This window comes from Olleya sp. UBA1516, assembly GCF_002323495.1.
GTDB lineage: Bacteria > Bacteroidota > Bacteroidia > Flavobacteriales > Flavobacteriaceae > Olleya.
In genome coordinates this window covers 194,186-220,947 of sequence record NZ_DCQO01000012.1, presented here as the reverse complement: position 1 = coordinate 220,947, position 26,762 = coordinate 194,186, and the positions used below count along the sequence as shown (strand labels likewise).

Here is a 26,762-nt window from a genome sequence, read left to right as displayed (position 1 = left end):
ATCATATTACTGCTGATGAAGACACTGATGCAACTAATGAAATTCAAACGTTATCTATTAGTGGACAGGATGTCACTCTTAGTAATGGTGGAGGAACAATCAATATACCTGTAACATCAGGACCTCAAGGACCTCAAGGTGCTCCAGGAGTTGATGGTGCAGATGGTGCAACTGGTCCACAAGGTCCTCAGGGTATTCCAGGAACTGATGGTGCTGATGGAGCAACTGGTCCGCAAGGTCCTGTTGGTCCTTCAGGTACATATATTGGACATTTTATAATCTCTGCAACAGGAAATCAAACAATCACTGGTCTTCCTTTTCAACCTTCTCAAATTAGCTTTCAAGCATATCCTAATGTAGAAAGTGAAAATATAAATGCTGATAATGGCTTAGGAAATAACAATAATGGATTTAATAATTCTTTTGGATCTATGACAGGATATGTTAGAGGTACGACGCAACAAGTTATATATGTTGGAGGTAGCGGTTCTTCAATTAACGATATCTCTCGTTACGCTTCAAGTTCTCATTGTATTGGAATAAGGTACTCTAATAATAATGGAGATAATTTAGGACTAACTTCAGCTAGTTTTGTTTCTTTTAATCCTACTGGGTTTACTGTAAACGTAGATAATAGAACTGAAAACATACTTGTAATCTTCACAGCATATGAATAAGTTACATCACATTATAATAGTGTTAGCGATTTTATTTTCTCAAAATGGAAATGCACAAACTGCATTTCATAATTTTGGAAACGTTCAAATACACAACCAAGGACAAATTGGATTTCATACTAACCTAGAAAATGATGGCGCATTTAATGAAAACTTAGGAGTTGCTGGATTTTACAACGAAGACAATCCGTTAACCATTTCAGGAACTAGCATTCCAAGGTTTTTTGATATGGAAGTTGCGGTTGACAATCATTTATTTTTAGACATAAGTACGCAAGTAACAAATGGCTTAGACTATTTAATTGGAGACATCATTACACCACGTGAAACTCCAGAAGTTTCGCTTGAATACTTTGACAATGCCATTTACACACTGGAAGATGACCTAAGACATGTCGACGGTTATGCTACAGTAATTAGCACTGAAGCCTTCAACTTTCCTATAGGACAAGATGATAAACTTAGACCGTTAATTACTCCGTCTCAATTAGCACTAGAAAAATTTACTGCAGCTTATTTTAATGAAGACCCTAACTTCCCTTCTACTTTCAGCAACACCTTTGACACAAACAATTCTGAGGGAATTATAAATGCTGTTAGCACTGAAGAATTTTGGGACTTTAATGGACGTAAAGCAACTTTTATCACATTAACTTGGGACCAAGAAAGCCAAATAAACAACTTAGTTACGGATCTTATAAATTTAAGAGTTGTTGGTTGGAGTAAGGCTGAAAACAGATGGTTAGACCTTGGTAATTCCGCAACAAATGGAACCCTTAATAATGGTACTATAAATTCATTTGTTTTTACTCCTGAAGATTATGAAATTATAACTTTTGGAGCCTTAATTGGTAGCGATGGACTAACAGTCTACAATGGTATAAGTCCAAATAACGATGGATTAAATGAAAACTTTATAATAGAAGGTGTCGAGTTGTTTAAAAATAATCTACAAATTTTTAACCGTTGGGGAAGAATTGTGTACGAAACCGAAAATTACGACAATACCTTTAATGGCGTATCTAATAAAACTGTAGTTGGTAATCAAGGTGAAAAATTACCTGTCGGCACTTATTTTTACGTATTAAAACTTACCGATGACAACAAGAGTTATTCAGGATATATTTATATAACTTATTAAAATCTAGAAGTTTTTTATAATAAAACTAATACCCTTTGCCATAATGAATGTATGCAAAGGGTGTTTTTTTCCTAGTATTAGTTTATTTTTTTTATAATGCTTGAGATTTTAATTAATATAAAGCAAAAAACCATAGCAATAATTTAAGTCAAAATTAGTTAATTTTGACATGTGACTTTCACAAGACTAATAGACTTAAACAAATGCAACCTAATTTAAATCAGATTATAAATACCGATATAATTATAAAACAAATTTCTGGTAAAGCAACCATACCTATTAGACATGCTGTACTAAGACAAGGCAAACCTATTGAAGCCTGTTATATTCAGCAAGATGATTTAGAAAACACATATCATTTTGGATTGTATTACAAAAACAATTTAGTTGCTGTATGCACATTTGTTGCGGATCGCTCTACTCTATTTAATGATAAAACACAATATAGACTGCGCGCTATGGGTGTTTTAGAAAACTATCAAGGTATGCATTTTGGCAAAAAGCTACTAAATTATGGCGTTCAGTTTTTACAAACTAAGAAAATTGATAGACTATGGTTTAATGCCAGAATTAAAGCTTTAAACTTTTATAAAAACAATGGTTTTGAAACTATTGGAGAAATTTTTGACATCCCAGAAGTTGGACCACATTATGTCATGCACAAATCTATAAAATGAAAAAAAACACACTATTAAACTTTATAGTATTTATTGCAATTTCAATAGCTACACTACCACAACTTGCATTTAATCAATCTAGTATTTCTGAACAAGAATTAATAGGAAAAGGTAACCCTCAATTATTTGGAAATGGATATAATCTAAGAGAAGAAGCTCATGTAGCCTTTAAAAAAATGCAAGCTGCAGCTTTAAAAGATGGAATTAGTATGGGTACCGTTTCAAGTTACAGAAGTTTTGCGCATCAAAAACGCATCTGGGAACGAAAATTTAAAAGTAATAAAGCAAAAGGATTATCTAGTCATGATAATATCAAAAAAATAATAGAATACTCTACAATTCCTGGGACATCACGTCATCATTGGGGAACAGATATTGATATTTACCAAACCAATGTTAAGCAGCCAAACAATGTTTTATTGCCTAAAAACTATCATAACAATGGTCCATATTGTAAGCTAAAAGAATGGATGGATACTAACGCTTCAACTTATGGTTTTTATGTAGTATATACTGACAATGCTAATCGTAAAGGCTTCAAATACGAACCTTGGCACTTTAGCTACAAAGCACTTTCAACTCCATATTTAAAAGCTTACAAAAACTTAAATATCACTGAAATATTAAAAACTGAAGGATTATCCGGAATCGATTCATTTACAGCAGATTTCATCAATAAATACATCTCTCAAAATATTTTAGATATTAACCCAAAACTTTTGTAAATTGTAACGTTAACACATTGATATAATGAGAGGAAACTTAAAAGGACGACTATTAATTGGCTTATGTATTGCTGCTTTTTTCGGCTTTAAATATTGCAGTCAACAAGAAATAAATCCTTACACAGGAAAAAAACAAGCCATATCCATGACACCAGACCAAGAAATCCAAATGGGATTGCAAAGTCGTGACCAAATGGCTGCTCAACATGGTGGTTTATATGCCAATGAAAATTATCAAGCTTTAGTAGACAATGTTGGAAACAAACTAGTCAACAACAGTATTGCTAAGGACACACCTTATAAATATGAATTTCACTTACTAGCAGATCCAAATACTATTAATGCATTCGCATTACCAGGAGGACAAATATTTATCACATACGCCTTATTTTCTCAATTAGAAAACGAGGACCAATTAGCTGGCGTTTTAGGTCACGAAATTGGTCACGTATTAGGAAAACATAGCGCAGAACGTATTGCTAATTCTGAGCTTTGGCAAGGTCTATCAACTGCTGGATCTGTAGGTGCTGATGCTGGAGGATTTATACAACAGTACGGAATGACAAAATTACTAACCAATGGTCGTGATGATGAGTTAGAAAGCGATGATTTAGGTGTTCGTTTTATGTTGCGTGCAGGCTATAATCCAGAAGAAATGATAGATGTAATGGAAATTTTAAAACGTGCTGCAGGACCTAACAGACAACCAGAGATGCAAAGCACACATCCTGACCCAGACAACCGCATTGAACATATTAGAGCGTCTATTAAAAAGTATAGTCTTAACTAAAACGATATAGTAAATAAGACTTAAAGTCCTGCAATTGCAGGACTTTTGTTTTTATATTTGTATAAACAAAATCTAATAAAATGAACAAAAAAGTAATCTTAATGATTTTAGATGGTTGGGGTAAATCTCCTGACCCAAAAGTCTCTGCAATAGATAATGCTAACACACCTTTTATAGATAGTTTATATCACAATTACCCAAATGCACAATTACGCACAGACGGATTACATGTTGGCTTACCAGAAGGTCAAATGGGTAACAGCGAAGTTGGTCATATGAATTTAGGTGCAGGACGAATTGTATACCAAGATTTAGCAAAAATTAACTTAGCAATTGACAATAATACATTAGCACAAGAACACGTCTTAATTAACGCTTTTAATTACGCTAAAGCGGAAAATAAAAATGTTCATTTATTAGGATTATTAAGTGATGGCGGAGTTCACTCTCACATTAATCATTTAAAAGGACTTATTACTGCAGCAGAAGCTTCCGGTGTAAAAAACACTTATATTCATGCCTTTACAGATGGTCGTGATGTAGATCCAAAATCAGGAAAAGGGTTTGTTCAAGACATCGAAGATTTCACTCTAAACACTAATACAAAACTTGCTAGTTTAACAGGTCGTTACTATGCAATGGATCGTGATAATCGTTGGGAACGCATTAAATTAGCATACGATGCTTTAGTTAATGGTACAGGAGAAATATCAAATAACTTACCACAAAGTGTGCAGAACAATTATGATGCAGATATTACAGACGAATTTATAAAACCAATCATAAAATCAAATGCTGAAGGGCTTCCGTTAACTACCATTAAAGAAGACGATGTTGTTATCTTTTTTAATTTCAGAACAGATCGTGGACGCGAACTAACAGATGCGTTATATCAAAATGACCATCATGAGCAAAACATGCATAAATTGAAATTGTACTACGTGACAATGACAAATTATGGTGATGCTTTTACAGGAATTAATGTGGTGTTTGATAAAGATAATATTACTGAAACCTTAGGTGAAGTATTAGAAAAACACAATAAAACACAAATAAGAATTGCCGAAACAGAAAAATATCCTCACGTAACATTTTTCTTTTCTGGAGGACAAGAAACGCCTTTTAAAGGTGAAAGTCGCATCTTAAAAAATTCGCCTAAAGTTGCAACTTATGACTTAAAACCAGAAATGTCTGCGTTTGAGTTAACAGATGCTTTAGTCCCAGAATTAGAAAAAGAAACTACGGATTTTGTTTGCTTAAATTTTGCAAATGGTGATATGGTAGGTCATACAGGCTCTATGTCTGCTGCAATACAAGCTTGTGAGGTTGTGGACAAATGTGTAGAAAAAGTAGTGACTACTGCGTTAGCACATGGCTACACAACGTTACTAATAGCAGATCATGGTAATTGCGAAACAATGATTAATCCTGATGGATCACCAAATACAGCTCATACCACTAATCCAGTGCCACTTATTTTAATTGATAAAGATTTAAAAACAATTAAAGATGGTGTTTTAGGTGATATGGCTCCAACCATTTTAAAATTAATGGGTGTAGAACAACCAAAAGCAATGACTTGTCATAGTTTAGTATAGCACTAATTCAATATTAAATATCAATAAACGTTCTATTATAATCGATAGGACGTTTTTTTTGTTTCAAAAATTAAAACTAAATCAAACATTTATAATGTTTTAGTATTACTTAACTCCTCTTTCTTTTTATTTCTTTTAAAGAGAAATAAAAATTCATTCTCCTCTTAAAATAAGAGGAGAGCTAAAAAACAACCTTATTATAAAACAACTTTATTATACTCATACCTAAGTTAGAGTGCTTTTTGAAGCACGAAAAAAGTGTATCGAGAACTCCGTTTTAAACTCATTATTTATTTAAGACAGCTTAATTAACAACTAAATTTCTAAATCCAAAATTCACAAAACAATCCAATCCTATTTATTTTCATTTGTTTTAAAGTGAAATAATAACATTCTGCTATCAAAACAAGAGGAGAGCTAAAAAACAACCCAATTTATAACACACCTTATTCTACTCATACCTCAGTTAGAGTGCTTTTTGAAGCACGAAAAAAGTGTATCGAGAACTACGTTTTAAACTCATTATTTATTTAAGACAGCTTAATTAACAAATAAATTTCTAAATCCAAAATTCACAAAACAATCCAATCTTATTTATTTTCATTTGTTTTAAAGTGAAATAATAACATTCTCCTATCAAAACAAGAGGAGATCTAAAAACAACCCAATTTATAATACACCTTATTTTGCTCATACGTCAGTTCGAGTGCTTTTTGAGGTACGAAAAAAGTATATCGATAACTCCGTTTTAAACTCATTATTTATTTAAGACAGCTTACTTAACAACTAATTTTCTAAATCTAAAATTGATAAAACAACCCAATCCTATTTATCTTCATTTGTTTAAAGTGAAATAATAACATTCTCCTTTCAAAACAAGAGGAGAGCTAAAAACAACCCAATTTATAACACACCTTATTTTACTCATACGTCAGTTCGAGTGCTTTTTGAGGCACGAAAAAAGTATATCGAGAACTCCGTTTTAATTAATTTTGAGTTTCATTCTAATTGAAGTACCACTATTAAGATTACCCTTTACATTATCAATAATTATTGTATTTTTGGATTCAATTTTTATATTAAATGAAGCTTTCCAAAGGACTTATAATTGCAGTAGATTTTGACGGAACCATAGTAGAAGACGCATATCCAGGTATTGGACAAGAACGTCTTTTTGCTTTTGAAACCTTAAAACGTCTGCAAGCTGATGGCCATCGCTTAATTTTATGGACTTACAGACACGGAAAAAAACTTGACGAAGCTGTTGCTTATTGCGAAGAAAATGAAATCACGTTTTATGCTGTTAACCAAAGTTTTCCTGAAGAAACCTTTAACAATGAAGTAAGTAGAAAAATCCACGCAGACCTATTTATAGACGACCGTAATATTGGTGGTATATTAGGTTGGGGAGAAATCTATCAGATGTTAACTAACGACACTCCCCAAATACCTAAACCAAAGAAAAAAAGTTGGTTTAAATTTTAATACTTTATTAAATCAAAATATTGCCTATCAATCAGTTCTCTATGATCTGGATGTGCAATATTAACTAATGCTTTGACACGTTCTTTTATGGTTTTTCCATATAAATTAGCAACACCATATTCTGTAACTACATAATGCACATGCGATCGTGTTGTAACTACGCCTGCTCCAGGTTTTAATGTAGGGACAATTCTGCTAATTCCATTTTTAGTAACCGATGGTAGTGCTATAATTGCTTTTCCGCCATCACTTAAAGATGCACCTCTAATAAAGTCCATTTGCCCTCCTACTCCAGAATACATATGTGCACCAATACTATCTGCACAAACTTGACCTGTAACATCAACTTCAATTGCACTATTAATAGCTACCATTTTAGGATTTTGTTTAATAATGGACACATCATTAGTATAGTTTGATGCTCTCATTTCTACAAAAGGATTATCGTCAACATAATCATACAAACGTTGTGATCCAACTAAAAAGGTAGATAAAGCACGACCTCTATTAATAGCTTTGTAGTTTCCGTTTATTACATTTTTTAAAATTAAGTCAATTACACCATCCGAAAACATTTCGGTATGCAACCCTAAATCTTTATGGTTTGTTAATCTAGTCAACACAGCATTTGGTATAGATCCTATTCCCATTTGTAAAGTGCTTCTGTCTTCGATTAAATTAGCCACATAATCACCTATAGTATTTTCTATAGCATTTGGTAACACCATGTCATGTCCAGGTAAAGGTTGATGACTTTCAACAAACGTATCAATTTCTGACACATGTATAATTCCTGCTCCATGTGTTCTTGGCATAAATTTATTTACTTGAGCAATAACTGTTGTTGCATTATCAATTGCTGCTAAAGTAGCTTCAACAGAAACACCTAAAGAGCAATACCCATGTTTGTCTGGTACAGATACGTGTATAAAAGCCACATCCAAATTAATAATGTTTCTTTTAAACAAAACAGGTAATTCACTTAAAAAAACAGGCGTATAAGATCCATTTCCTGCTCTTAAGGTATGTCTCACATTTTTTCCTATAAAAAAAGAATTAACATGAAAACTGTCTTTTAATTCTGGGTTAGCGTAAGGTGCTTCTCCTTCGGTATGTAAGTGACAAACCTCTACATGCCTTAACTCTTCATGCCTTTTAGTCATCGCCTGAATTAACGACTGAGGTGCAGCAGCTGCAGCCTGAATATAAACACGATCATTAGATTTTATAACTTTTACAGCGTCTTCTGCTGTGACTGATGTAAACATAATTTTAAAATTTAGAGTACAAAAATAATACATCAAAATACTTTAAAACCTGCTAAATGTCATGTCTTCAAAATAAAATAAGCAGTTTATTTTAAGTATATTTGCACATATTTTTTTTAACCATGATTATAGTAAAAACAAAAGAAGAAATAGAATTAATGCGCGCAGCTGCATTAGTTGTTTCTAAAACATTAGGTGAAGTTGCTAAAGCAGTAAAACCAGGTGTTACCACTTTACAATTAGATAAAATTGCTGAAGAGCACATCAGAGATTTAGGTGCTGTTCCAGGATTTTTAGGATTATATGATTTTCCTAACACCTTATGTATGAGTCCAAACTCTCAAGTGGTGCATGGTATTCCTAATAATACGCCTTTAGAAAATGGAGACATTATATCTATAGATTGTGGTTCAATTTTAAATGGTTACTATGGTGATCACGCCTATACTTTTGCTGTAGGTGACATTGATCCTGAAACCGAAAAATTACTACAAGTGACTAAAGAGTCTTTATACGTTGGTATTAAAGAATTAAAAGTTGGCAATCGCGTTGGAGATGTTGGTTATGCCATTCAAAAATATTGCGAAGATCATGGCTATGGCGTTGTACGTGAATTGGTAGGTCATGGTTTAGGAACTAAAATGCATGAAGATCCAGAAATGCCAAACTACGGTAAACGTGGTCGTGGTAAAAAATTTATAGAAGGTATGGTTGTGGCTATTGAGCCTATGATTAACCTTGGCACGCAACGTATTAAACAACATAGAGATGGTTGGACAATTACCACATTAGATGGTAAACCAAGTGCACATTTTGAGCATGATGTTGCTATCGTAGATGGTAAACCTGAGTTGTTATCAACCTTTGCCTATATTTATGATGCTTTAGGTATTGTTAGTAACGAAGAAGATGAATTTAGACAAAACCCTTTAGTTCTATAATTTAAAATGATGTCCATTAGTTATTTAGAAGATCAGCTTCAGCCTTTAAGACAAGCATTAAATACCCACAAATTATATTCTGTTTTATCAAACATTGAGGATATTAAGGTGTTTATGGAACAACATGTGTTTGCTGTTTGGGATTTTATGTCGTTATTAAAAGCGCTTCAAAATCAATTAACTACAACAACTTTACCTTGGATTCCTGTTGCAAATCCATCCATTGCTAGATTTATAAATGAAATAGTTTTAGGTGAAGAAAGTGATATAAATGAGTTAGGCCAAGCAAAAAGCCACTTTGAAATGTATCTAGAAGCGATGCAACAAGTTGGAGCAAACACTACTCAAATTGATTATTTAATGGCGCAATTACAAAGTGGGTTTTCAATTGACGAAGCTTTAAAAACAGTGCAGTTCAATCCTGAAACTTTAGCGTTTGTAAAGTTTACATTTGAAATAATTAAAACAAATCAAGCACATAAAATAGCTGCAGCGTTTACTTTTGGTCGTGAAGATGTTATACCTGACATGTTTTTTCAGATTATAAATCAATCTAAAGCCGATCAAAATAGCTTTAACAAACTAACCTATTATTTAAATCGTCATATCGAGTTAGATGGTGATGAGCATGGTCCTTTATCTTTAAAAATGATTGAAGAACTTTGTGCTAATGATGCCAATAAATGGGACGATGTTTTAGACGTTTCTAAACAAGCATTAAACTATCGTATTAAGTTATGGGATGGTATTTACAACTTAATAACAGCACACGTAGCAGTTGAAGCTTAAGTCCTTTGAAAAAACTATTTAAACTTATATTAAATCTAATACCTAGACCTTTACTAATAAGGCTTAGCTACGTAGTACGTCCTATTCTAGCTTTTTTTTTAAAAGGAGATACGTTTACAGACCCAATTGATGGCAAAAGCTTTAAAAGCTTTTTACCATATGGTTATGGTACACAACGCAATAATGTCTTGTCTCCTTCTACTCTAAGTTTAGAGCGTCATAGGTTATTATGGTTATACTTACAAAACGAAACCGATTTTTTTACAAATCAAAAAAAGGTACTACATTTTGCACCAGAGCAATGTTTTTTAAAACGTTTTAGAGCCTTAGACAATATTGATTATACAACAACAGATTTATTATCTCCAATTGCAGATGTTAAAGCAGACATTTGTAATCTTCCGTTTGAGGATAACAGTTATGACATTATTTTATGCAACCATGTGCTAGAACATATTCCGGATGACACTAAGGCTATGCAAGAGTTATATCGTGTTATGAAACCTGGTGGTTATGGCATATTTCAAATTCCGCAGGATTTGACTAGACAAACTACTTTTGAAGACAACACCATTACTGATAAAAAAGAACGTGCTGAAATTTTTGGCCAATACGACCATGTACGTGTCTATGGGTACGACTACTTTAATAAACTTAGAGACATTGGTTTTATGGTGAATGAAGTAGATTATACTGGCAAACTTTCCGCGAAAGCGATAGAAAAATACTGCTTAGCAAAAGGCGAAATTATTCCTGTCGTTTATAAAAAACAATAATCTAACATTATAAATTATGACTTCACAAATATTAATTGCAACAGGTGCTGTATTTGGTATGCTATCTGTTATTTTTGGAGCATTTGGAGCACATGCTTTAAAAAAGATTTTAACCACTGATCAATTACATAGTTTTGAAGTTGGCGTTAAATACCAAATGTATCACGCTATTGTTTTATTAGCTATTGGCTATGGTCAAGGACCAATGACTGCTGCTATTTATTGGTGTTTTGTTATTGGAATACTACTGTTTTCGTTTAGTATTTACGGTTTAATTTTATCTGATGCTAAAGGTAAAAAATTAAAATTTTTAGGTCCTATTACACCTATTGGTGGTTTACTTTTAGTGACAGGTTGGTTGTTATTGATAGTTAATATATTTTAAAACAAAAAAGGCTACTTAGATGTAGCCTTTTTTGTTTTAGTCTTCTTTAATTACGATATCAAATTAACAACAATCTGCTGCTCAGTAACACCTCCAAAACCGTCGGAAGCCACAACTACAATAGTATCCTCTCCTCCTACAAATAAATTATAGTCTATAACATAAGTCAACGCAGTTAAGTTATCGGATAACAAATCTCCATTTAAAAAAATTGCATAAACGACGTCCTGATTATCGGGATCTACAGATGCAGTCCAATTAAAAGTTATACCATCTGCTGTAGCGACACCTTCTGTTAAGGTAAAAGCACTTGGATTATTATTTACTTGTGCTTGATCGTCGTCTGCATTACAATTAAATAGCAATACAGTCAAACATAATAACATTAGGGTTTTAAAGTTTTTCATAATTAGTTAAATTTTTAGATTATTAGTGACGTCTTTATTAATGATAAGAACTGTCACACGATTCTGCTGTTTTAGGACAACTTGCTTTATGCTGATCTCTTAATTTCCAAACTCTGAGTGTTTTTTGACCTTCAGGACTTTGCCAGTAGGCATCGTTTTTAGTCTTAATGTACTCCGCATATTTTTTACCTTCAGCTTTTACAATCTCTAAATCTGCTTCTTCTTTAGCAGTTGTTGTGTGAGCTGCTTGTTTTGCTTTCATTGCCACTAAATAATCGGTAATCATTTTTTTATTATCCTGAGACATCAATGCTTTATACTCTGGTGCTTTGGTATAATCTACTTCGGACTTTGTGTTTAAAGCAACGTCTTTTACTTTACTTAAAAATTTGCCAAACTTTTTCTTCTTTTTCTTTTTTGCTGGTTCTTCTCCTTCTGGTGTTGTACCTTTTAATACATAAACACGACTAATTTCTCCAAATTCTGTTTTACTTTTAAAATCTTTAATAAAAAACACGTAGTTGCCTATTGCCACATAACCTTCATAATACCCATTATGAAAAGCAATAGAGGTAAATGGGTAGTTAATTAAATCTATATAGGTTTGTTTAGTCATGTCCTGCCAATACTTGACAGATTGCTCTCCATCTTCTGAAACAGATAAGATTTCTATACCACAAGGGATATTTTCGTGTCTTCTTATTTTTATCTGTACTTCTTCTGGTTGTCTTCCTGGATTAAGATGTGCGTAAAGCTTGCCTTTATTATCTTTTCTAATAGCTCCATATTCTAAATAGGTAATACTATCTCCATGTTGTTCTAAATTTTCGAAAATTGTGTTTTGAGCAAATGTACTTGTGGTTACTAATGCAATAAAAAATAAAATAATGTACTTCATAATATATTTGTTTCTGGTTTGATACAAATATGGAGCGATTATAGTAATCCATTTTCTGCTTTTTTGTGAATGGTAAGGTTTTATTAATGAATAGCAACAAAAAAAAGGAAAGCCAAATTGACTTTCCTTTTTTTAAAAATTAATAGATAGCTTTATTCTTTAATAAATCGCTTTACATGTTTATTTCCGTTAACATCCATAATCTTAATTAGATAGACACCGTTTGAAAGATTAGAAACATCTACAGTTTTAGAGTTGGTTTTAATAACTTGTTTTCCTAATAATGAATAGACAGATATATTAGCAATAGCTGATGCTGTTTTTATATTTAAGGTAGATTTTGTTGGGTTTGGGTATAGTGATATTGAGCTAGATTGAATTTGAAAATCCTCTATGTTTAATGTAAAATTAGTACACTCTGAATCTAACTGATAAAATTCGGTAATTGAATTTTTAAAAGAATTACTTTGACTAAATGAAGGATCATCAACAAAAACACAAGTCAGATTAGGCGATCCAATAGTTTCTATATATAAATTATTGGCCACATTGGTTCCTGTTCTTAAATCAATATTTGCTAGAGAATTACCACTAACGTAAATATAATTTACATCCAAATTTGAAGAAAAATCTAGATTACCTAAGTTATGTACATATTGGGCTTCAAAATATTGCAAGTTAGTAATAGTTGATACATCAATATTTGTTAACCCTGTAAAACTTACTACAATGGAAGTCGCTAATTTTAATCCATCGATATTTAAAGTCAGTAATGGATTATTACTAATGTATATATTGGTTAAGTATTTATGCGCTCTCAGGTCCATGTTAGAGATATTATTATTATCTAAATCTAAACTAGTTATATATGCAAAAGCTTGTAAACCTTCTATGCTTTGGATCCCGTTAACCCCTAAGTAAGCACCTCCTGTAAAACTTTTAGCTTCAGACACTTGTATTTCGGAATCACCATTACTATTTACAGCTATATTATTTAATAAACTGGTCTTAAGTGACGTATCTGGAATATTAACAATTGCTGTATCACAATCAAGAGAAAAAATTGTGTATGTATTAACATTGGTCCAATTTGCCTGACTGTAACTGACATTATCAACTTCTACACAGTATAATGCGTAGTTGTTTGACACATTAAAATTAGCATTACTAATAGCATTATTATTTGTGTTTTTAATATTTAAACTTACTAAATTATTGTTTTGAGCCTGTAAACTTGTTAATGCAATATTGGATGATAAGTCTAAAGATTCTAAATTATTATTACTAATATCTAAACTAGTAATATTTACAAATGCCTCGATACCTTGACTGTTACTTATATCTAAATTAGATACATTAATAGCTCCTGTATAATTTATGGCTTCAGCAGTTTGTATATCATTATCTCCATTAGTGTTGATGGCTGGATTAGATACCAAATTTGATTTTAAATTAGCATCTGGAATATCTACTACCAATCCATTATTATACAACGCATTTACTTCGGCAGCTGTAATTTTACGTTCAAAGTAATAAATATCATCCATTACTCCGTCGTATCTATTATTACCAGTTGTACCACCTGTTAAAGCATTATATAAATCGCCACTATTTAACATTCCAACTTCCTGAACACCATTAAAAGGCACAGTCGTTAAAACAAAGTCAAGTTGTAGGACATTATCAATGTACAATTGCTTGATATATTGTTGATCAACACCATCATTTTCCTTTCCGACAATAGCTACAATATGGTGCCAATTATTATCTAAAACGTTACTAGCTATATATTGGTTGTCTGGAAAACTACCACAAGAAAATCCATAGGAACAAAAATACCCAGTCCTATAAAATATAGAATTACCTGTTAGTCCTAAAATCCAACCATTTTCTTGAATATTATCGTATTGATGAAATAAAATACCATCTGTAGTCGATTTGATCCAAAAACTTAAAGATAGTTGATTACCAGAATATCCAGAACGATTGGGCATTACACCCATGTTATAATGTCCATTATTTAAGTCGACAGCGGAATTTGAATTACCAAAACGGTCATCTACAAATGTTGGAGTCCCATAACCTGTATTAACAACTAAGTCATAATTACTACCTGCTTGATTTGTTATATCACCATTTGTAAAGGAATAGTGCTTAGTTGCATCTGACGGGAATTGCGCAAAAGCATAACCACTAACTAGAAGCAATACATAAAGTAATTTTATTCTCATAATATATTTAATTTTAAAATTATGGAACAAAAATGCTAAACTATAGACTTTAATTTTTCAACTTTTTAGTGAATGGTAAGTATTTGTAAATGAATGGTTATTTTAAAATACACGATTAATAATATCCATAAATTCATCTTTACGGTCTCGTGCAATTGGAATGCTTTTATTATTACTCATTATAACTTGAAGGCCATCTTTTTTAGTAATTTCCGTCATGTACTTAAGATTAATTAAATACGATCTATGCGGTTTATAAAACAACGGTTTATTACTTAATTGCTCTGTGAAATGTTTTAGCGTTTTACAAATTAATTCTGTTTTACCATTTTGCAAAAACACTTTAGTGTAGACTCCATCTGCTTCAAAAAACAAGATATCTTCATGCGAAACAAACCTTATACCTTTAGGGACTTCTAATGCTATTTTATTTAATGCTAGTTGTTGAAAATTACGTTCTAGATTAAGTAATTTTTCTTTTATAAAATTTTCTTCTAAACTATCAGACGCTTTATTTATAGCTGTTTTTAATTCGTCTATATCAATTGGTTTTAGCAAATAATCTACAGCAGACAATTTAAATGCATCAATCGCATAATGTCCATAAGCGGTTGTGAAAATAATTTGAAAATTTATCGTATCATTTTTAAAAAATTCTAAAATTTGAAGCCCAGAATGGTTAGGCATTTCTATATCTAAAAACACAACGTCTGGTTGTTCTGCTTTAATTATTGCTACACCTTCCAATAAATTTTCTGCATCAAAAACGGTTAGAATTTTTGGACACTCCTCTTCTATCAAGGTTTTTAAAATACGTCTAGCTCTTTTTTCGTCGTCTATAATTATCGCTTTCATTGTCTAATTTTTAATCTATTACTTGTATTTTAATTACCACTTTTGTACCGCAAACGTCTTGTTTTTCATTAATAACATCTTTAATAGTTAATGTAATTGCTTTATTATGACTGCGATTTAGTAGCTCTATCCTTTTTTGATTAGCAGAGGTTGCAAAAGACTTGTAATTATCCTGACGTTGATTTTTTATAATTGCGGATGCTTTACGTCCAATACCATTGTCTATAATTTCGCATATTAGACTTTGATTAATAGTATCCTGCTTAAAATTAAGCACCAATTTTTTATTGTTTTTTTTATGAAGCAAACCATGTTTTAAAGCATTTTCAACATAAGGCTGAATAAATAATGTTGGGACAAAAGTGTTTTCTAAATCTAGATCTGGATGGAAATTAATTTCAAATTTAAAATCGTCATCAAAGCGATCTTTTTCAAGTTCTAGATAAAGTTTTAGCGTTTTAATTTCTTCATTTAATGAAATTTCATTGGCTTGACTATGTTCCAAATAGGTCCTAATAAGTCTAGAAAACTTAACTAAATATTGACGCGCTAATTTACTTTCGTTTAAAATAATATAATCTTGGATAGAGTTTAATGCATTAAATATAAAATGAGGATTCATTTGTGATCTCAAATTTTCTAATTGCGAAAACACCAATTGTTGATTGATCTTTGCTTTTTCTAAGGCTTGAAGTTGTACACTGTTTAATCGTTTTGTTTTTTGGGAATAGTACCACCAAACCAATCCAACAGAAGTTAGTAAAAACAACAGATAAAACCACCAAGTTTTATAAAAAGGTAAGCGGACTGTTAAGGCAATGCTTATTGGGTTTGTGTAATTACTTTGGGATGTGTTTTTTGCTTTTACATTAAATTTATATTGTCCTGCTGGTAAAGTATTAAATTTAACAAAGTTTAATCCGTTTTCTAAAGCTATCCAATTATTATCATAACCTTCTAACTGATATTCAAAATCCACAAATTGATTGGTTTGAAATCCATTGACATTAAATCCAAATCTAATTTCGCTTTCTGTTTGCTTTAAGGTATATGACGTCTTAATTATGGTATCTTTTTCTTGAATGGATACATTAGTAAAATAAGGTTGAGAAGTACTTCTAACAGTATTTATTTTATTACTATTAAATTTATACAAACCTGTATTTGAACTAAAAAAGACTTGATCTCCTACGACTTCAATAGCATTAATATTGTACGAGTCTATACCATCTTGCTTATTAATAGTACTTAACGTTTGTGTTTTATAATTATAGCTTTGCAAGCCTTTATCTGTAGCTATCCAAATTACATTTTTATCTGCTACTAGAACATTAATTAAGTTTGATGCTAGTCCGTTTTTTATATTTATTGTTTTTATTAAACTATCATTTTTAAACCCTAATAATCCTTTTCCATCTGCAGCAACCCAAACCGTATCGTCATGGCTTATCGCGATTTTTAAGGCATAAACAGGACTGTTATTATGGGTTATTTTTTTAAACGTTTTGGTCTGTAAATCTACCCAACCTAAGCCATCTACAAAACTACAATACGCTTTGTTTTTTGCTTTATTTAATACAGACCCATAGCTTCTTAATGTTCTAAGATTATAAATGGTGTCTTTATTTTTATTATAAATAGAAAGTGAATGTGGAAGACTAACTAAATATTGATTATGATCCAACACATCAATTGATTTTGTTACTATCAGGTTGCTACTTTGACTTTGTTTGTTGTCTAAATTATAAATTTTTGAATCCGTAGTCGCCACCATTAATAAGTCCTTTGCAAAAGGATTATAGCAAATATTATATATTTTGTTATTAAAGCTTTCTGGTAATTTTTTAAGTTTATTATTTTTTAGATTGTAACTAAATACCTCATTTGAGTTAGTGGCTATATACAGTAAATTGTCATTAACTTCCTCAATAGCTTGTACACCTATATTATTGGGTAAATTTATTTTATTTAGTTGTTTATTTGGCAAAACAAATACACCATTATTAAGTGTAGATAACCAATAATTATTGTCCTTATCGATAACAAGATCTGTGATATATTCATTTTTAAAAAGCTGTTTTTTTACTACTAAACCTCCACTATCCAATTGACATATAAAAACGCCTTTATTTGTTAAAACCCATAAGTTATTATTGTTGTTATAAGAATGAATTACAATTACATTTTGAAGTTGTTTTGGGATGTCAACTTCGTTTATACCACCATCTAATAATTGATACAAACTAGTTTTACTAGTTGTTTGTAATTGGTTGAAATAATATATTTGGTCATTCCATTTAAAAAATTTACTTATAACTCGTTTATTAAATGCTGCAATTGGTGAATTATTTAAAGTTTTAGCATCTTGAAAATCCACTGTTGAAGAAAAACATATAATACTGTTTTTATTATAATAAAACCCTTTTGGATTATGGTTGAGATCTCCCATATAAGACCTTGTGGCACTATCTAATATAGCAGTGATACTTTTTGTGTTAATATCTACAGTTACTATTCTGGATGGCTCATAAATTATTAAATGATTATCGTAGATATTAAAATCTACTAACGTTTTAATATGGCTATAATCCTCAAAAAGCTTTAACTGATCATCCTGGACATAAAAAAATTGACCTGATAAGTTATTACACCAAAGTCGTCCTTTATTGTCTAATTTTAAACCAAAAAGCGAACGTCCTCTTTTATCGGGATTAGTAAATAATTTATAGTTTCTGCCATCATACCTATACAAACCTTTATCTGCTGCTAACCAAATAAAGCCTTTATTATCCTCTAATAAATCATAAAATTCTATATCAGGTAAACCATCTTTTTCAGTAAGATGTATGGACACAGGTTGTTGTGCTAAACTTATTTGATAAGCGAGTAAGACTAAAAATAATATAAAATAGCGATGGATCAATTAGTTATGCTTTTCTCAAAGCTACAAAATTGACTGCTATTAAATTATAAATTATTAGCGAATGGTATAAAAACCTATTTAAATGGTAATAAGATTAATTAACTGGAAAATTATTAAATGCTTTAGACTCCAATTCTCCTTTATCGTTTTCAAAAATTAAGAACGCTTTTAACTCAGGATGTTTTGCCATAAAGTAATCTACTTTTTCCATTCCCATTGCCTGAAAAGCAGTAGCATAACCATCTGCCATCATACAGGTTTTAGCTATAACAGAGACACTTAAAATATTGGTTTTAGATGGATAACCTGTTTTAGTATTAATAATGTGTGCGTATTTGTTTCCGTTTTCGTCAATTTTAAATTTACGATATGTCCCAGAAGTTGCCATAGCTTGGTCTTTTAAAACTAATGTTTTATTGTAGCTTTGAGAGCCATCATAATTTGGGTTTTCAATGCCAACAGTCCAACCTTTAGCTTTGCTAACATTAATACCTTTTGCTCTTAACTCTCCACCAATATCTACGATATAGTTTTTAATATTTTTAGATTCTAAAAAATCTGCAATTACATCTACTCCATACCCTTTAGCTATCGCGTTAAAATCTATAAAAGAGGCTTCTGGTTTTTTTATTTTACGATCAACTAATCCAACTCTGTTTAAGCCCACAAAACGCATTAAACTATCAATTTTAACACTATCTAAAGTCATTATGTTTTTTTCTGAACCAAAATTCCAAGCATTAACAATCCTTCCAATGGTTGGATCTAAAACACCTTCGGTTTCGCGATAAATTTGCTTTGATGCTTTAAAAACGGTTGTAAAATGATTATCTACTTCAACTTCTTCATTTCGGTTTAACCGTGAAATATCAGAGTTATCTTGATAATTAGACATGGATTTATTAATAATTGCAAACAGACTATCAAACTGTTTATTATAACTTGTACCATCTAAATCAAAATACTGTATACTATAACTTGTCCCAAAAACAGGACCAGATACTTTAAGTAATTGTGGTTCTTTTTTACAAGAAAAAACAATAAATAGGACAGAAAATAAAAGCGTGTATTTTTTCATATAGGCTATGCTGTAAGTTTAAAAGACTACTAATTTTAGGTCTTAATTTAAGTTGGTTTCAATTAATTGAATCCCATTATACTCGATTAAATATTCTTGATTTAAATAAACAGGCAAGTCTTCTCCTTTTGGGTTACCCAATCCAACGCCAGCATATAATATTTTAGAATTATTATCTGTAGCGTGCTTTTTAAATGACTCCATCCAAATAACGTCGTAATTATTAGCATTATCAGGTAATAGCACAGCGCGAACAACTACAAAAAAGTATTGTTTATTTTTATCCATAACTACAAATTGCGGATTACTTTTAAGTTGACTATTAATTGCTATAAACTCAAAACCACGTTTCTCTAGGTCTTTACCTACATGATTCATGGCTAGATTATGTAATTCTTGTTTTGATAGTGCTTTCATATTACAAAAATAAAGTTTATTTCGCTTTCGCGGAAAAAAAGCCGACTAACAAATTACTTAAATCTTGCAAATTTAGAGTTATAGAAAGTAAAGTTAGACACTGGAATTATGGCATCCAATTTTAAGTCATACCAAGGAGACATTGAAGCATCCTCAAGATTTTTTACTAAATGAACACTTTGTGCAGGCGTGTTACCTTGAAATAATAAAAACAAGCTTTCACCTTTATCGTTAACAACTTGATCTGCTAACATTACAATATGACCTGGACTACCACCTAAAATAAGCATGTCGCCTATTTTTAAATCTTCTACTTTGATTACTGGCTCTAACTCGTTAAAAAGTGATAAGGTGCCAGAATACGTATATATTAAATTTAAATAGTTATAAAAATTAGCTTTGCTAGTGTTTGCTGTTGCTGTCTTACTAAAAGTGACTTTATTACCATTTATTTTAGGTCTAAATCCTTTAGCATAATCTGACCAAGAACAGTAATGACCTGAGGTGAAATTAAACCCTATTTGGTCTTTTTTATTGGTTTCCCAAAGGTATTCACTTCTTATCCTAATTAAAGCATCTGCACATTGTTGTAATCCATTTTTAGGTACACTAATATCTAATATGCCTTCATGTCCTTTTTGCCAATAATAAACAGAATTATCATAATTAATAATTTTACTGTCATAAGGTTTTAAAGCATAATTCCTGAGATAATCCTGAAAGCTTCCAATCGGATAATCAACTCTTTTATATCCTTTTGGAGGATTTACCCTAGACGCAATAGTTAAACTATCCTTGTTAATACTTGATTGTATTACACTTTTAGATAACTTATTTACAAATAGCTTAACAGGTTTTGGGTTAAGCCTGTAGACTAAAAGTAACAAGGTTATAAATATAAAAAGAGTAAGAATTATTTTTTTCATACTATGTATAAACGAAAAAGCCCAATACTTTCGTATTGGGCTTTTATCTAAAATTATCTTAAAATTACTTTACAATAATCTTTTTAAATACAGATTTATTACCTGCTTCAACTTTAAGAATATAAATTCCTGTTGCTTTAGCATTTAAATTTATTGTCTTATTAAATAAAGACCCTGTATTAGTATACTTGTCCTTTAATATTTGACGTCCTCTAATGTCATATACTGTAAGTGTTACATCCTCACCTGTACTTATTGATAATGTAACCTCTCCCGAAGTTGGGTTTGGATATACGCTAAATTGATCAAAAGCAAACTCTGCAGTAGATAAACTAGCTTGAGGTACACCAAAATAGAATGTTCCATCAATTCCTGTTGTAAATGTACCAGATACAATAAATTCTGATCCAAAAACTGTTACTGCTGCTGGTACAACTTCTACTTCTGTACCATGCTCTCTAATAATACTTAAAGATGATGCTGTTTGTCCTGTAGCAGCTTCCCATCCAGCTATTTCTGCACTAGTAAAGTAAAACTCGATTACTGCATCAGTACTTGTTACAGCATTTGTTGGTGTAATAGTAAACGTTTTATCTGCAAAAAAGTTTGGTGTAGTATTACCATTATAACTTTGTGCACTATTACCAGCTCTAGATACAAATACATCTAAACAACCAAAATCTTCAATTCCATTATTAGTAATATCTAACATTAAATCAGAACTTACAGCATCACTAGATGTTACTGTTCCTGAAGTTGATAAGCTTAACTGATCTAAAGTTGCAGAATTCTCTACTGTTTGGATAGAAGTCCCTGTGGTAGCATCTACACTTAATGTATCAAATAATAATAAACCATCACCAGGAGTGTTATGGTGTCTGATTACAATTTGTCCTGTTGTACCTGCATAAGGTGTTAAATCATGTGTTCTAATCTCTGTTCCTGTAGCTGGAACTATTCTGTCATTTTCTAATACAAACTCCTCTAAATCAGCATATGCTGTTGGAGTACTTATAGTAGTATAATACACAGAATAATGTTCTTGATAGACACCACTTGTATTGTAAGATCCAACAACATACGATACAGCAACATCAGTTGCACTAGCTGGAATAGTAAATGCTGCAGACACTAAATATTGGTCTGGAGTATATCCACCAGTTCCTGTATTTAAAAGTGTTCCATTAGACTCAGAAAGAGCAGTATCTCCAACAATATCTCCAAAACCATCTAAGCCACCAACACCTGCATACCATGCGTTACCATCTCCATCTCTATCATATACTGATAAACCAGTACCATCATCAAAATTATTAGTATACACATTAACAGTAGTTGTTAATGCTGCTGCTGCATCATCATTTAAAATTGTTAATTGATGATTCGCTGCAGAAGCCAATGTACTTCCTGTAGTAGTAACGTTTAAATTAAGTATAACTGTTTCATCAGCTTCTACAAAACTATCATTATAAACTCTTAAAGTAATTACATTACTTCCTGTTGCAGTAGTTGCTCCTGTTGCAAAAACAACCGAGTTGTTTACTAATTCAAAATCTTCGCCTTCAACTGCTGTACCTGTTGCAACTAGTGTAGCAGTAGCTGTAGCATCACCACCTTCAGATATATTTAAATCAAAATTATAATCTACAAAATCACAATCGCTACCTTCTAATGCTGACGTTGGTGCTGTTGTAGTAAAACTAATAGTTGGTTGAGAAGGATTACATACGTTAGATGCATTTAACTCCATACGTCTAGGACTAGACTGCATGACAGCAACAATTCTATCTTTTTGATTTTGTGTAAAAGTATCCATACACGCATCTGGCGTATAATCCATATAGTTTTGTACTTGGTCATTTCCTAAACCATCACTAACACAATTATCCACTGTTACGCAAGAGTAATTTGGTTGATTAGAATCTGGTGTATCTGCACAAAAATCTCCTGCTGAACTACCACCAACACAGTTGGAATTATCTCCCCAAATATGACGTAAACCTAACCAGTGTCCAACTTCATGTGTCATTGTTCTACCTAAATTATACGTTGGGTTAAGCATAAATGTACCATCATCTTCAGCTAATGTACCCATTGAGTCAAAAGCTGCAACTACACCATCTGTATTAGCTGCTCCTCCACTTGTATTCAATCCGATTAAACCAGAATTACTAGGAAACTGTGCGTATCCTAACAAACCTCCTAAACCAGGATTAACATTATCATCCAAAGCATTTCCACCTGGACGTATAGTCCACATATTTAAATACATTGTTGGATCCCACTGTGTATTTGTTTTCATAGTTTCCACATCAGATCTAATTTCCCAATCTCCAGTATTAGATGGCGTTTGGTTATTACTATATGGTGTTATTACGTGTCTAACAACTCCTGTTGTTGGATTACCACTTTCATCTTGTTGCGCAATACAAAAATTTATCTCAACATCAACAGCTGCTCCAGTACTATTTACACCTCCTGGTGTACCTGCTAATCTTCTATAATCCTCATTCATTACCTGAATTTGAGATAACGCTTGTGCATCTGTAATATTTTCTCCTGTACCCAAAGCATCACCATCGTGAACAACGTGGATAATTACAGGTATATTATATACTACTTGCTGACTTCTACCACTTGCTCTGTCTGCTTGAATTTGAGACAACTTTGGCGCTAACCATTCTTCAAATTGAGCATCATTTGCTCTATTTGGATATTTTTGTTGAAGTAAAAGTTCGTTTTCATCAGTTAAACATTTAGCATAACCAGTGACTTCGATAGACTGTTTAGTAGCTTCTGTTAATTCAAAAGGACCTCCATTAATTTGAAGGTTTGAATTTAAACTAGAATTACTACTTTGAATTTGCGCTACTGCGGAAACACTAGCACTCAAAAATAAAAAGGAAAATAAACCTTTAAGTGTAATTTTATTCATATTGATGTTTTAATAAACGTTAAAATGTTACTTTTTGCCGAATTTACGGAACATAATAAAAAAAATACGAAACTTTAACACACTATTTTGGTATACCAAAAAAAAGCCAGAACTGTTAAGTTCTGGCTTTAAAATATAATAATTAGAAGTTGAGCATTTTAGCCTCCAAAATCATCAAATCTGATGTTTTCATCATCGATACCAAAATCTTCTCCCATTTTTTGTACTGCTTGATTCATTAATGGTGGTCCACAGAAATATAACTCTATATCTTCCGGAGCATCATGCTTAGATAAATATTGATCAATCACAACTTGGTGAATAAATCCAACAAACCCATCACCTGACTCATCATTAATATCTGATTTCAATTTCCAATTATCAGCTTCCGTTGGGTCTGATAATGCAATAAAGAACTTAAAGTTCGGGAAATCTTTTTCTAAAGCTCTAAAATAGTGAATGTAGAATAATTCTGCTTTAGAACGTCCACCATACCAATACGTTACTTTACGACCAGTTTTGATAGTTCTAAATAACTCATATAAATGAGAACGCATTGGAGCCATACCTGCACCTCCACCAACATAAAGCATTTCTGCTTCAGACTCGTTGATAAAGAATTCACCGTAAGGTCCCGAAATTGTTACTTTATCTCCAACTTTTTGGTTAAAGATATAAGACGATGCTACTCCTGGATTTACATCCATCCAGCCACCTTTAGCACGATCAAAAGGAGGTGTTGCAACACGTACATTAAGCATAATTTTTCTTCCTTCGGCAGGGTAAGAAGCCATAGAGTAAGCTCTTTCAACTAACTCGTCATTTTTCATCACTAATGGTCTTAAACCAAATTTATCCCAATCTGCTTCAAACTTATCTGGCTCTCCTGGGTGATCCTCTGGATGTGCAGTAATATCCATTTCTGAATAATTAACTGTACAATTTGGAATTTCAATTTGAATATATCCACCTGCTTTGTAGTTCATATCCTCAGGGATCTCCACTACAAACTCTTTAATAAAAGTCGCTACGTTGTAGTTAGATACAACAGTTGCTTCCCATTTTTTAATCCCGAATACTTCTTCTGGAATGGTAATTTCCATGTCTTGTTTAACCTTTACTTGACAAGATAAACGTGCACCATGTGCAAGTTCTTTTCTTGAGAAGTGAGGTGTTTCTGTAGGCAAAGCTTCACCTCCACCAGATAATACGTGACATTCACATTGGATACAAGTTCCACCACCACCACAAGCTGATGGCAAGAAAATTTTATTGTTTCCTAATGTTGATAGTAAAGTACCTCCTGAAGATACTTCTATTTCGCGTTCGCCATTTATTAAAATCTTTACTGGACCAGATGGCGATAATTTTTGTTTAACAAACAACAGTAAGCTTACTAATACTAATGTAATTAATAAAAATGCTGCTACGGTTGCTAATACTGTCCCTAATGTTCCTGCTGCTAAAATCATGTTACTCTACTATTTTAGTATTGTTAGCTAATTCTTTTGACTCAACAGTTTTAGTCTCTACTTTAACTGTCTTTTCTTTTTTAGGTGCTTCTTCATCTCCTCCAGTCAACATACCTCCAAAACTCAAGAAACCAATTCCCATTAATCCTGTAATGATAAATGTGATTCCTAATCCTCTTAATGGTGCAGGTACATTACTGTATCTGATCTTTTCTCTAATTGCTGCAATTGCAAGAATAGCTAAAAACCATCCAATACCTGAAGATATACCATAATTAAATGCTAATCCTAAAGTTTCAATTTCTCTTGACTGCATAAATAATGATCCTCCTAATATCGCACAGTTTACTGCAATAAGTGGTAAGAAAATACCTAAAGAGTTATATAATGATGGCGAAAACTTTTCTACCACTATCTCTACTAATTGTACCATTGTTGCAATGGTAGCGATAAACATAATAAATGATAAGAAACTTAAATCATAATCAGCATATTCTGATCCTAACCAAGATAAAGCTCCTGGTTGCAAAATATATTGATCCAGTAACCAGTTTAATGGTACTGTAATAGCTAATACAAATATTACTGCTGCACCTAAACCTACAGCTGTTGCTACTTTTTTAGATACTGCTAGGTAAGAGCACATTCCTAAGAATACAGCAAATACCATGTTGTCTATAAAAATCGACTTGAAAAATAATTCTAAATGTTCCATAATATTTTTAGTCTTCGATTAATGCTTTATTTCTACTACGTTGTACCCAAATGATAAGTCCAACAATTATTAATGCCATAGGAGGCATTAACATAAATCCGTTGTTTTCGTATCCTATAGAATATACTCCTGTTTTTTCGATTGGATCTCCTAAGACTGGTATTCCGAAAAGTGTACCAGACCCTAAAAGTTCTCTAAAAAAACCAACAATCATTAAGATTACTGCATAACCTAAAGAGTTTCCAATTCCGTCAAGGAAAGACCTCCAAGGTTTGTTAGCTAAAGCAAAAGCTTCAAAACGTCCCATAATAATACAGTTAGTAATAATTAACCCAATAAATACTGAAAGAGTCTTACTTAGCTCGTAAGCAAACGCTTTTAACACTTGATCTACAATAATTACTAATGAAGCAACTACAATAAGTTGTACAATAATTCGGATTTTAGAAGGTATGATGTTTCTCATTAAAGAGATAACGACGTTACCTATTCCTAATACAAACATTACAGCAATACCCATTACCAACGACGCTTTTAACTCTGCGGTAATAGCTAAAGCAGAACAAATACCTAATACTTGAATAGTAATAGGGTTATTATCCGCTAAAGGATCTGTTATTAACTTTGCGTCTTTTTTTGAAAGTAGTCCCATA

Annotated in this window: 24 protein-coding genes; 11 read left to right on the top strand and 13 right to left on the bottom strand. The window is 31.9% G+C overall.

The window, feature by feature from the left end; translation table 11 throughout:
• The 7 genes from B2989_RS08460 to B2989_RS08430 form a co-directional block, all read left to right on the top strand.
• Window positions 1–677: collagen-like triple helix repeat-containing protein (locus tag B2989_RS08460; protein ID WP_292947221.1), on the top strand; the 677-nt coding region annotated here is incomplete at its 5' end.
• Window positions 670–1,818, top strand: a complete 1,149-nt coding sequence (locus tag B2989_RS08455) for a gliding motility-associated C-terminal domain-containing protein (protein WP_292947218.1) — start codon at window positions 670–672, stop codon at window positions 1,816–1,818. The genes B2989_RS08460 and B2989_RS08455, both read left to right, overlap by 8 nt.
• Before the next feature lie 203 nt (window positions 1,819–2,021).
• The gene (locus B2989_RS08450) at window positions 2,022–2,495 is read left to right on the top strand and encodes a GNAT family N-acetyltransferase (protein ID WP_292947215.1); all 474 of its coding nucleotides are present in this window, start codon (window positions 2,022–2,024) and stop codon (window positions 2,493–2,495) included.
• Complete coding sequence (locus B2989_RS08445; RefSeq protein WP_292947212.1) at window positions 2,492–3,220, top strand: M15 family metallopeptidase; 729 nt, start codon at window positions 2,492–2,494, stop codon at window positions 3,218–3,220. Before B2989_RS08450 ends, B2989_RS08445 begins: the two co-directional genes overlap by 4 nt.
• Before the next feature lie 22 nt (window positions 3,221–3,242).
• On the top strand, window positions 3,243–4,010 hold the full coding sequence (locus B2989_RS08440) for a M48 family metalloprotease (RefSeq protein WP_145006400.1): 768 nt from the start codon (window positions 3,243–3,245) through the stop codon (window positions 4,008–4,010).
• Between the two features lie 80 nt (window positions 4,011–4,090).
• Entirely contained in the window at window positions 4,091–5,608 is a 1,518-nt protein-coding gene (gene gpmI, locus B2989_RS08435) for a 2,3-bisphosphoglycerate-independent phosphoglycerate mutase (RefSeq protein WP_292947209.1), read from the top strand.
• A 1,083-nt stretch (window positions 5,609–6,691) separates the two neighbouring features.
• Window positions 6,692–7,093 (top strand): BT0820 family HAD-type phosphatase, encoded by a 402-nt coding sequence (locus B2989_RS08430; protein ID WP_292947206.1) that lies wholly within the window; start codon window positions 6,692–6,694, stop codon window positions 7,091–7,093.
• On the opposite strand, the gene B2989_RS08425 is transcribed toward B2989_RS08430, so the two are convergent.
• Window positions 7,090–8,361 (bottom strand): acetyl-CoA hydrolase/transferase family protein, encoded by a 1,272-nt coding sequence (locus B2989_RS08425; protein ID WP_145006391.1) that lies wholly within the window; start codon window positions 8,359–8,361, stop codon window positions 7,090–7,092. The two genes, B2989_RS08430 and B2989_RS08425, sit on opposite strands and share 4 nt — an antisense overlap.
• 122 nt (window positions 8,362–8,483) lie before the next feature.
• On the opposite strand from B2989_RS08425, the gene map reads away from it, so the two are divergent.
• Genes map through B2989_RS08405 form a run of 4 tightly spaced genes read left to right on the top strand, consistent with a single transcriptional unit; the run spans window position 8,484 to window position 11,252 of the window.
• Window positions 8,484–9,302, top strand: coding sequence for a type I methionyl aminopeptidase (map, locus tag B2989_RS08420; protein WP_145006388.1), 819 nt, complete (start codon window positions 8,484–8,486; stop codon window positions 9,300–9,302).
• A gap of 6 nt (window positions 9,303–9,308) precedes the next feature.
• A complete protein-coding gene (locus B2989_RS08415) occupies window positions 9,309–10,091 on the top strand; it encodes a DUF3050 domain-containing protein (RefSeq protein WP_292947198.1) in 783 nt (260 codons plus the stop codon).
• Window positions 10,092–10,096: 5 nt separating this feature from the next.
• On the top strand, window positions 10,097–10,867 hold the full coding sequence (locus B2989_RS08410; RefSeq protein ID WP_145006382.1) for a class I SAM-dependent methyltransferase: 771 nt from the start codon (window positions 10,097–10,099) through the stop codon (window positions 10,865–10,867).
• A 16-nt stretch (window positions 10,868–10,883) separates the two neighbouring features.
• Window positions 10,884–11,252 (top strand): DUF423 domain-containing protein, encoded by a 369-nt coding sequence (locus B2989_RS08405; protein ID WP_145006379.1) that lies wholly within the window; start codon window positions 10,884–10,886, stop codon window positions 11,250–11,252.
• Window positions 11,253–11,302: 50 nt separating this feature from the next.
• Here the strand turns inward: B2989_RS08405 and B2989_RS08400 are convergent, their stop codons facing one another.
• The 12 genes from B2989_RS08400 to B2989_RS08345 form a co-directional block, all read right to left on the bottom strand.
• A complete protein-coding gene (locus tag B2989_RS08400) occupies window positions 11,303–11,659 on the bottom strand; it encodes a hypothetical protein (protein ID WP_292947193.1) in 357 nt (118 codons plus the stop codon).
• Window positions 11,660–11,696: 37 nt separating this feature from the next.
• Window positions 11,697–12,557 carry a hypothetical protein gene (locus tag B2989_RS08395; RefSeq protein WP_292947190.1) on the bottom strand — a complete coding sequence of 287 codons (861 nt, stop codon included), beginning with the start codon at window positions 12,555–12,557 and terminating at the stop codon, window positions 11,697–11,699.
• 152 nt (window positions 12,558–12,709) lie between these two features.
• Window positions 12,710–14,788 (bottom strand): T9SS type A sorting domain-containing protein, encoded by a 2,079-nt coding sequence (locus B2989_RS08390; RefSeq protein ID WP_292947187.1) that lies wholly within the window; start codon window positions 14,786–14,788, stop codon window positions 12,710–12,712.
• 102 nt (window positions 14,789–14,890) lie between these two features.
• The gene (locus B2989_RS08385) at window positions 14,891–15,643 is read right to left on the bottom strand and encodes a LytR/AlgR family response regulator transcription factor (protein ID WP_292947184.1); all 753 of its coding nucleotides are present in this window, start codon (window positions 15,641–15,643) and stop codon (window positions 14,891–14,893) included.
• A gap of 10 nt (window positions 15,644–15,653) precedes the next feature.
• The gene (locus B2989_RS08380) at window positions 15,654–18,566 is read right to left on the bottom strand and encodes a sensor histidine kinase (protein ID WP_292947181.1); all 2,913 of its coding nucleotides are present in this window, start codon (window positions 18,564–18,566) and stop codon (window positions 15,654–15,656) included.
• Window positions 18,567–18,660: 94 nt separating this feature from the next.
• The gene (locus tag B2989_RS08375) at window positions 18,661–19,644 is read right to left on the bottom strand and encodes an FAD:protein FMN transferase (protein ID WP_292947178.1); all 984 of its coding nucleotides are present in this window, start codon (window positions 19,642–19,644) and stop codon (window positions 18,661–18,663) included.
• 42 nt (window positions 19,645–19,686) lie between these two features.
• Complete coding sequence (locus B2989_RS08370; RefSeq protein WP_186439233.1) at window positions 19,687–20,061, bottom strand: Na(+)-translocating NADH-quinone reductase subunit F; 375 nt, start codon at window positions 20,059–20,061, stop codon at window positions 19,687–19,689.
• 53 nt (window positions 20,062–20,114) lie between these two features.
• Window positions 20,115–20,987 (bottom strand): DUF4846 domain-containing protein, encoded by an 873-nt coding sequence (locus B2989_RS08365; protein ID WP_292947170.1) that lies wholly within the window; start codon window positions 20,985–20,987, stop codon window positions 20,115–20,117.
• 64 nt (window positions 20,988–21,051) lie between these two features.
• Complete coding sequence (locus tag B2989_RS08360; RefSeq protein ID WP_292947167.1) at window positions 21,052–23,922, bottom strand: T9SS type A sorting domain-containing protein; 2,871 nt, start codon at window positions 23,920–23,922, stop codon at window positions 21,052–21,054.
• Window positions 23,923–24,080: 158 nt separating this feature from the next.
• Window positions 24,081–25,394: an NADH:ubiquinone reductase (Na(+)-transporting) subunit F gene (gene nqrF, locus B2989_RS08355; protein ID WP_292947164.1), complete on the bottom strand. Its 1,314-nt coding sequence runs from the start codon at window positions 25,392–25,394 to the stop codon at window positions 24,081–24,083.
• 1 nt (window position 25,395) lies between these two features.
• Window positions 25,396–26,109, bottom strand: a complete 714-nt coding sequence (gene nqrE, locus B2989_RS08350) for an NADH:ubiquinone reductase (Na(+)-transporting) subunit E (RefSeq protein ID WP_292947161.1) — start codon at window positions 26,107–26,109, stop codon at window positions 25,396–25,398.
• A 7-nt stretch (window positions 26,110–26,116) separates the two neighbouring features.
• A complete protein-coding gene (locus B2989_RS08345; protein WP_292947158.1) occupies window positions 26,117–26,761 on the bottom strand; it encodes an NADH:ubiquinone reductase (Na(+)-transporting) subunit D in 645 nt (214 codons plus the stop codon).
• Window position 26,762 lies beyond the last annotated feature (1 nt).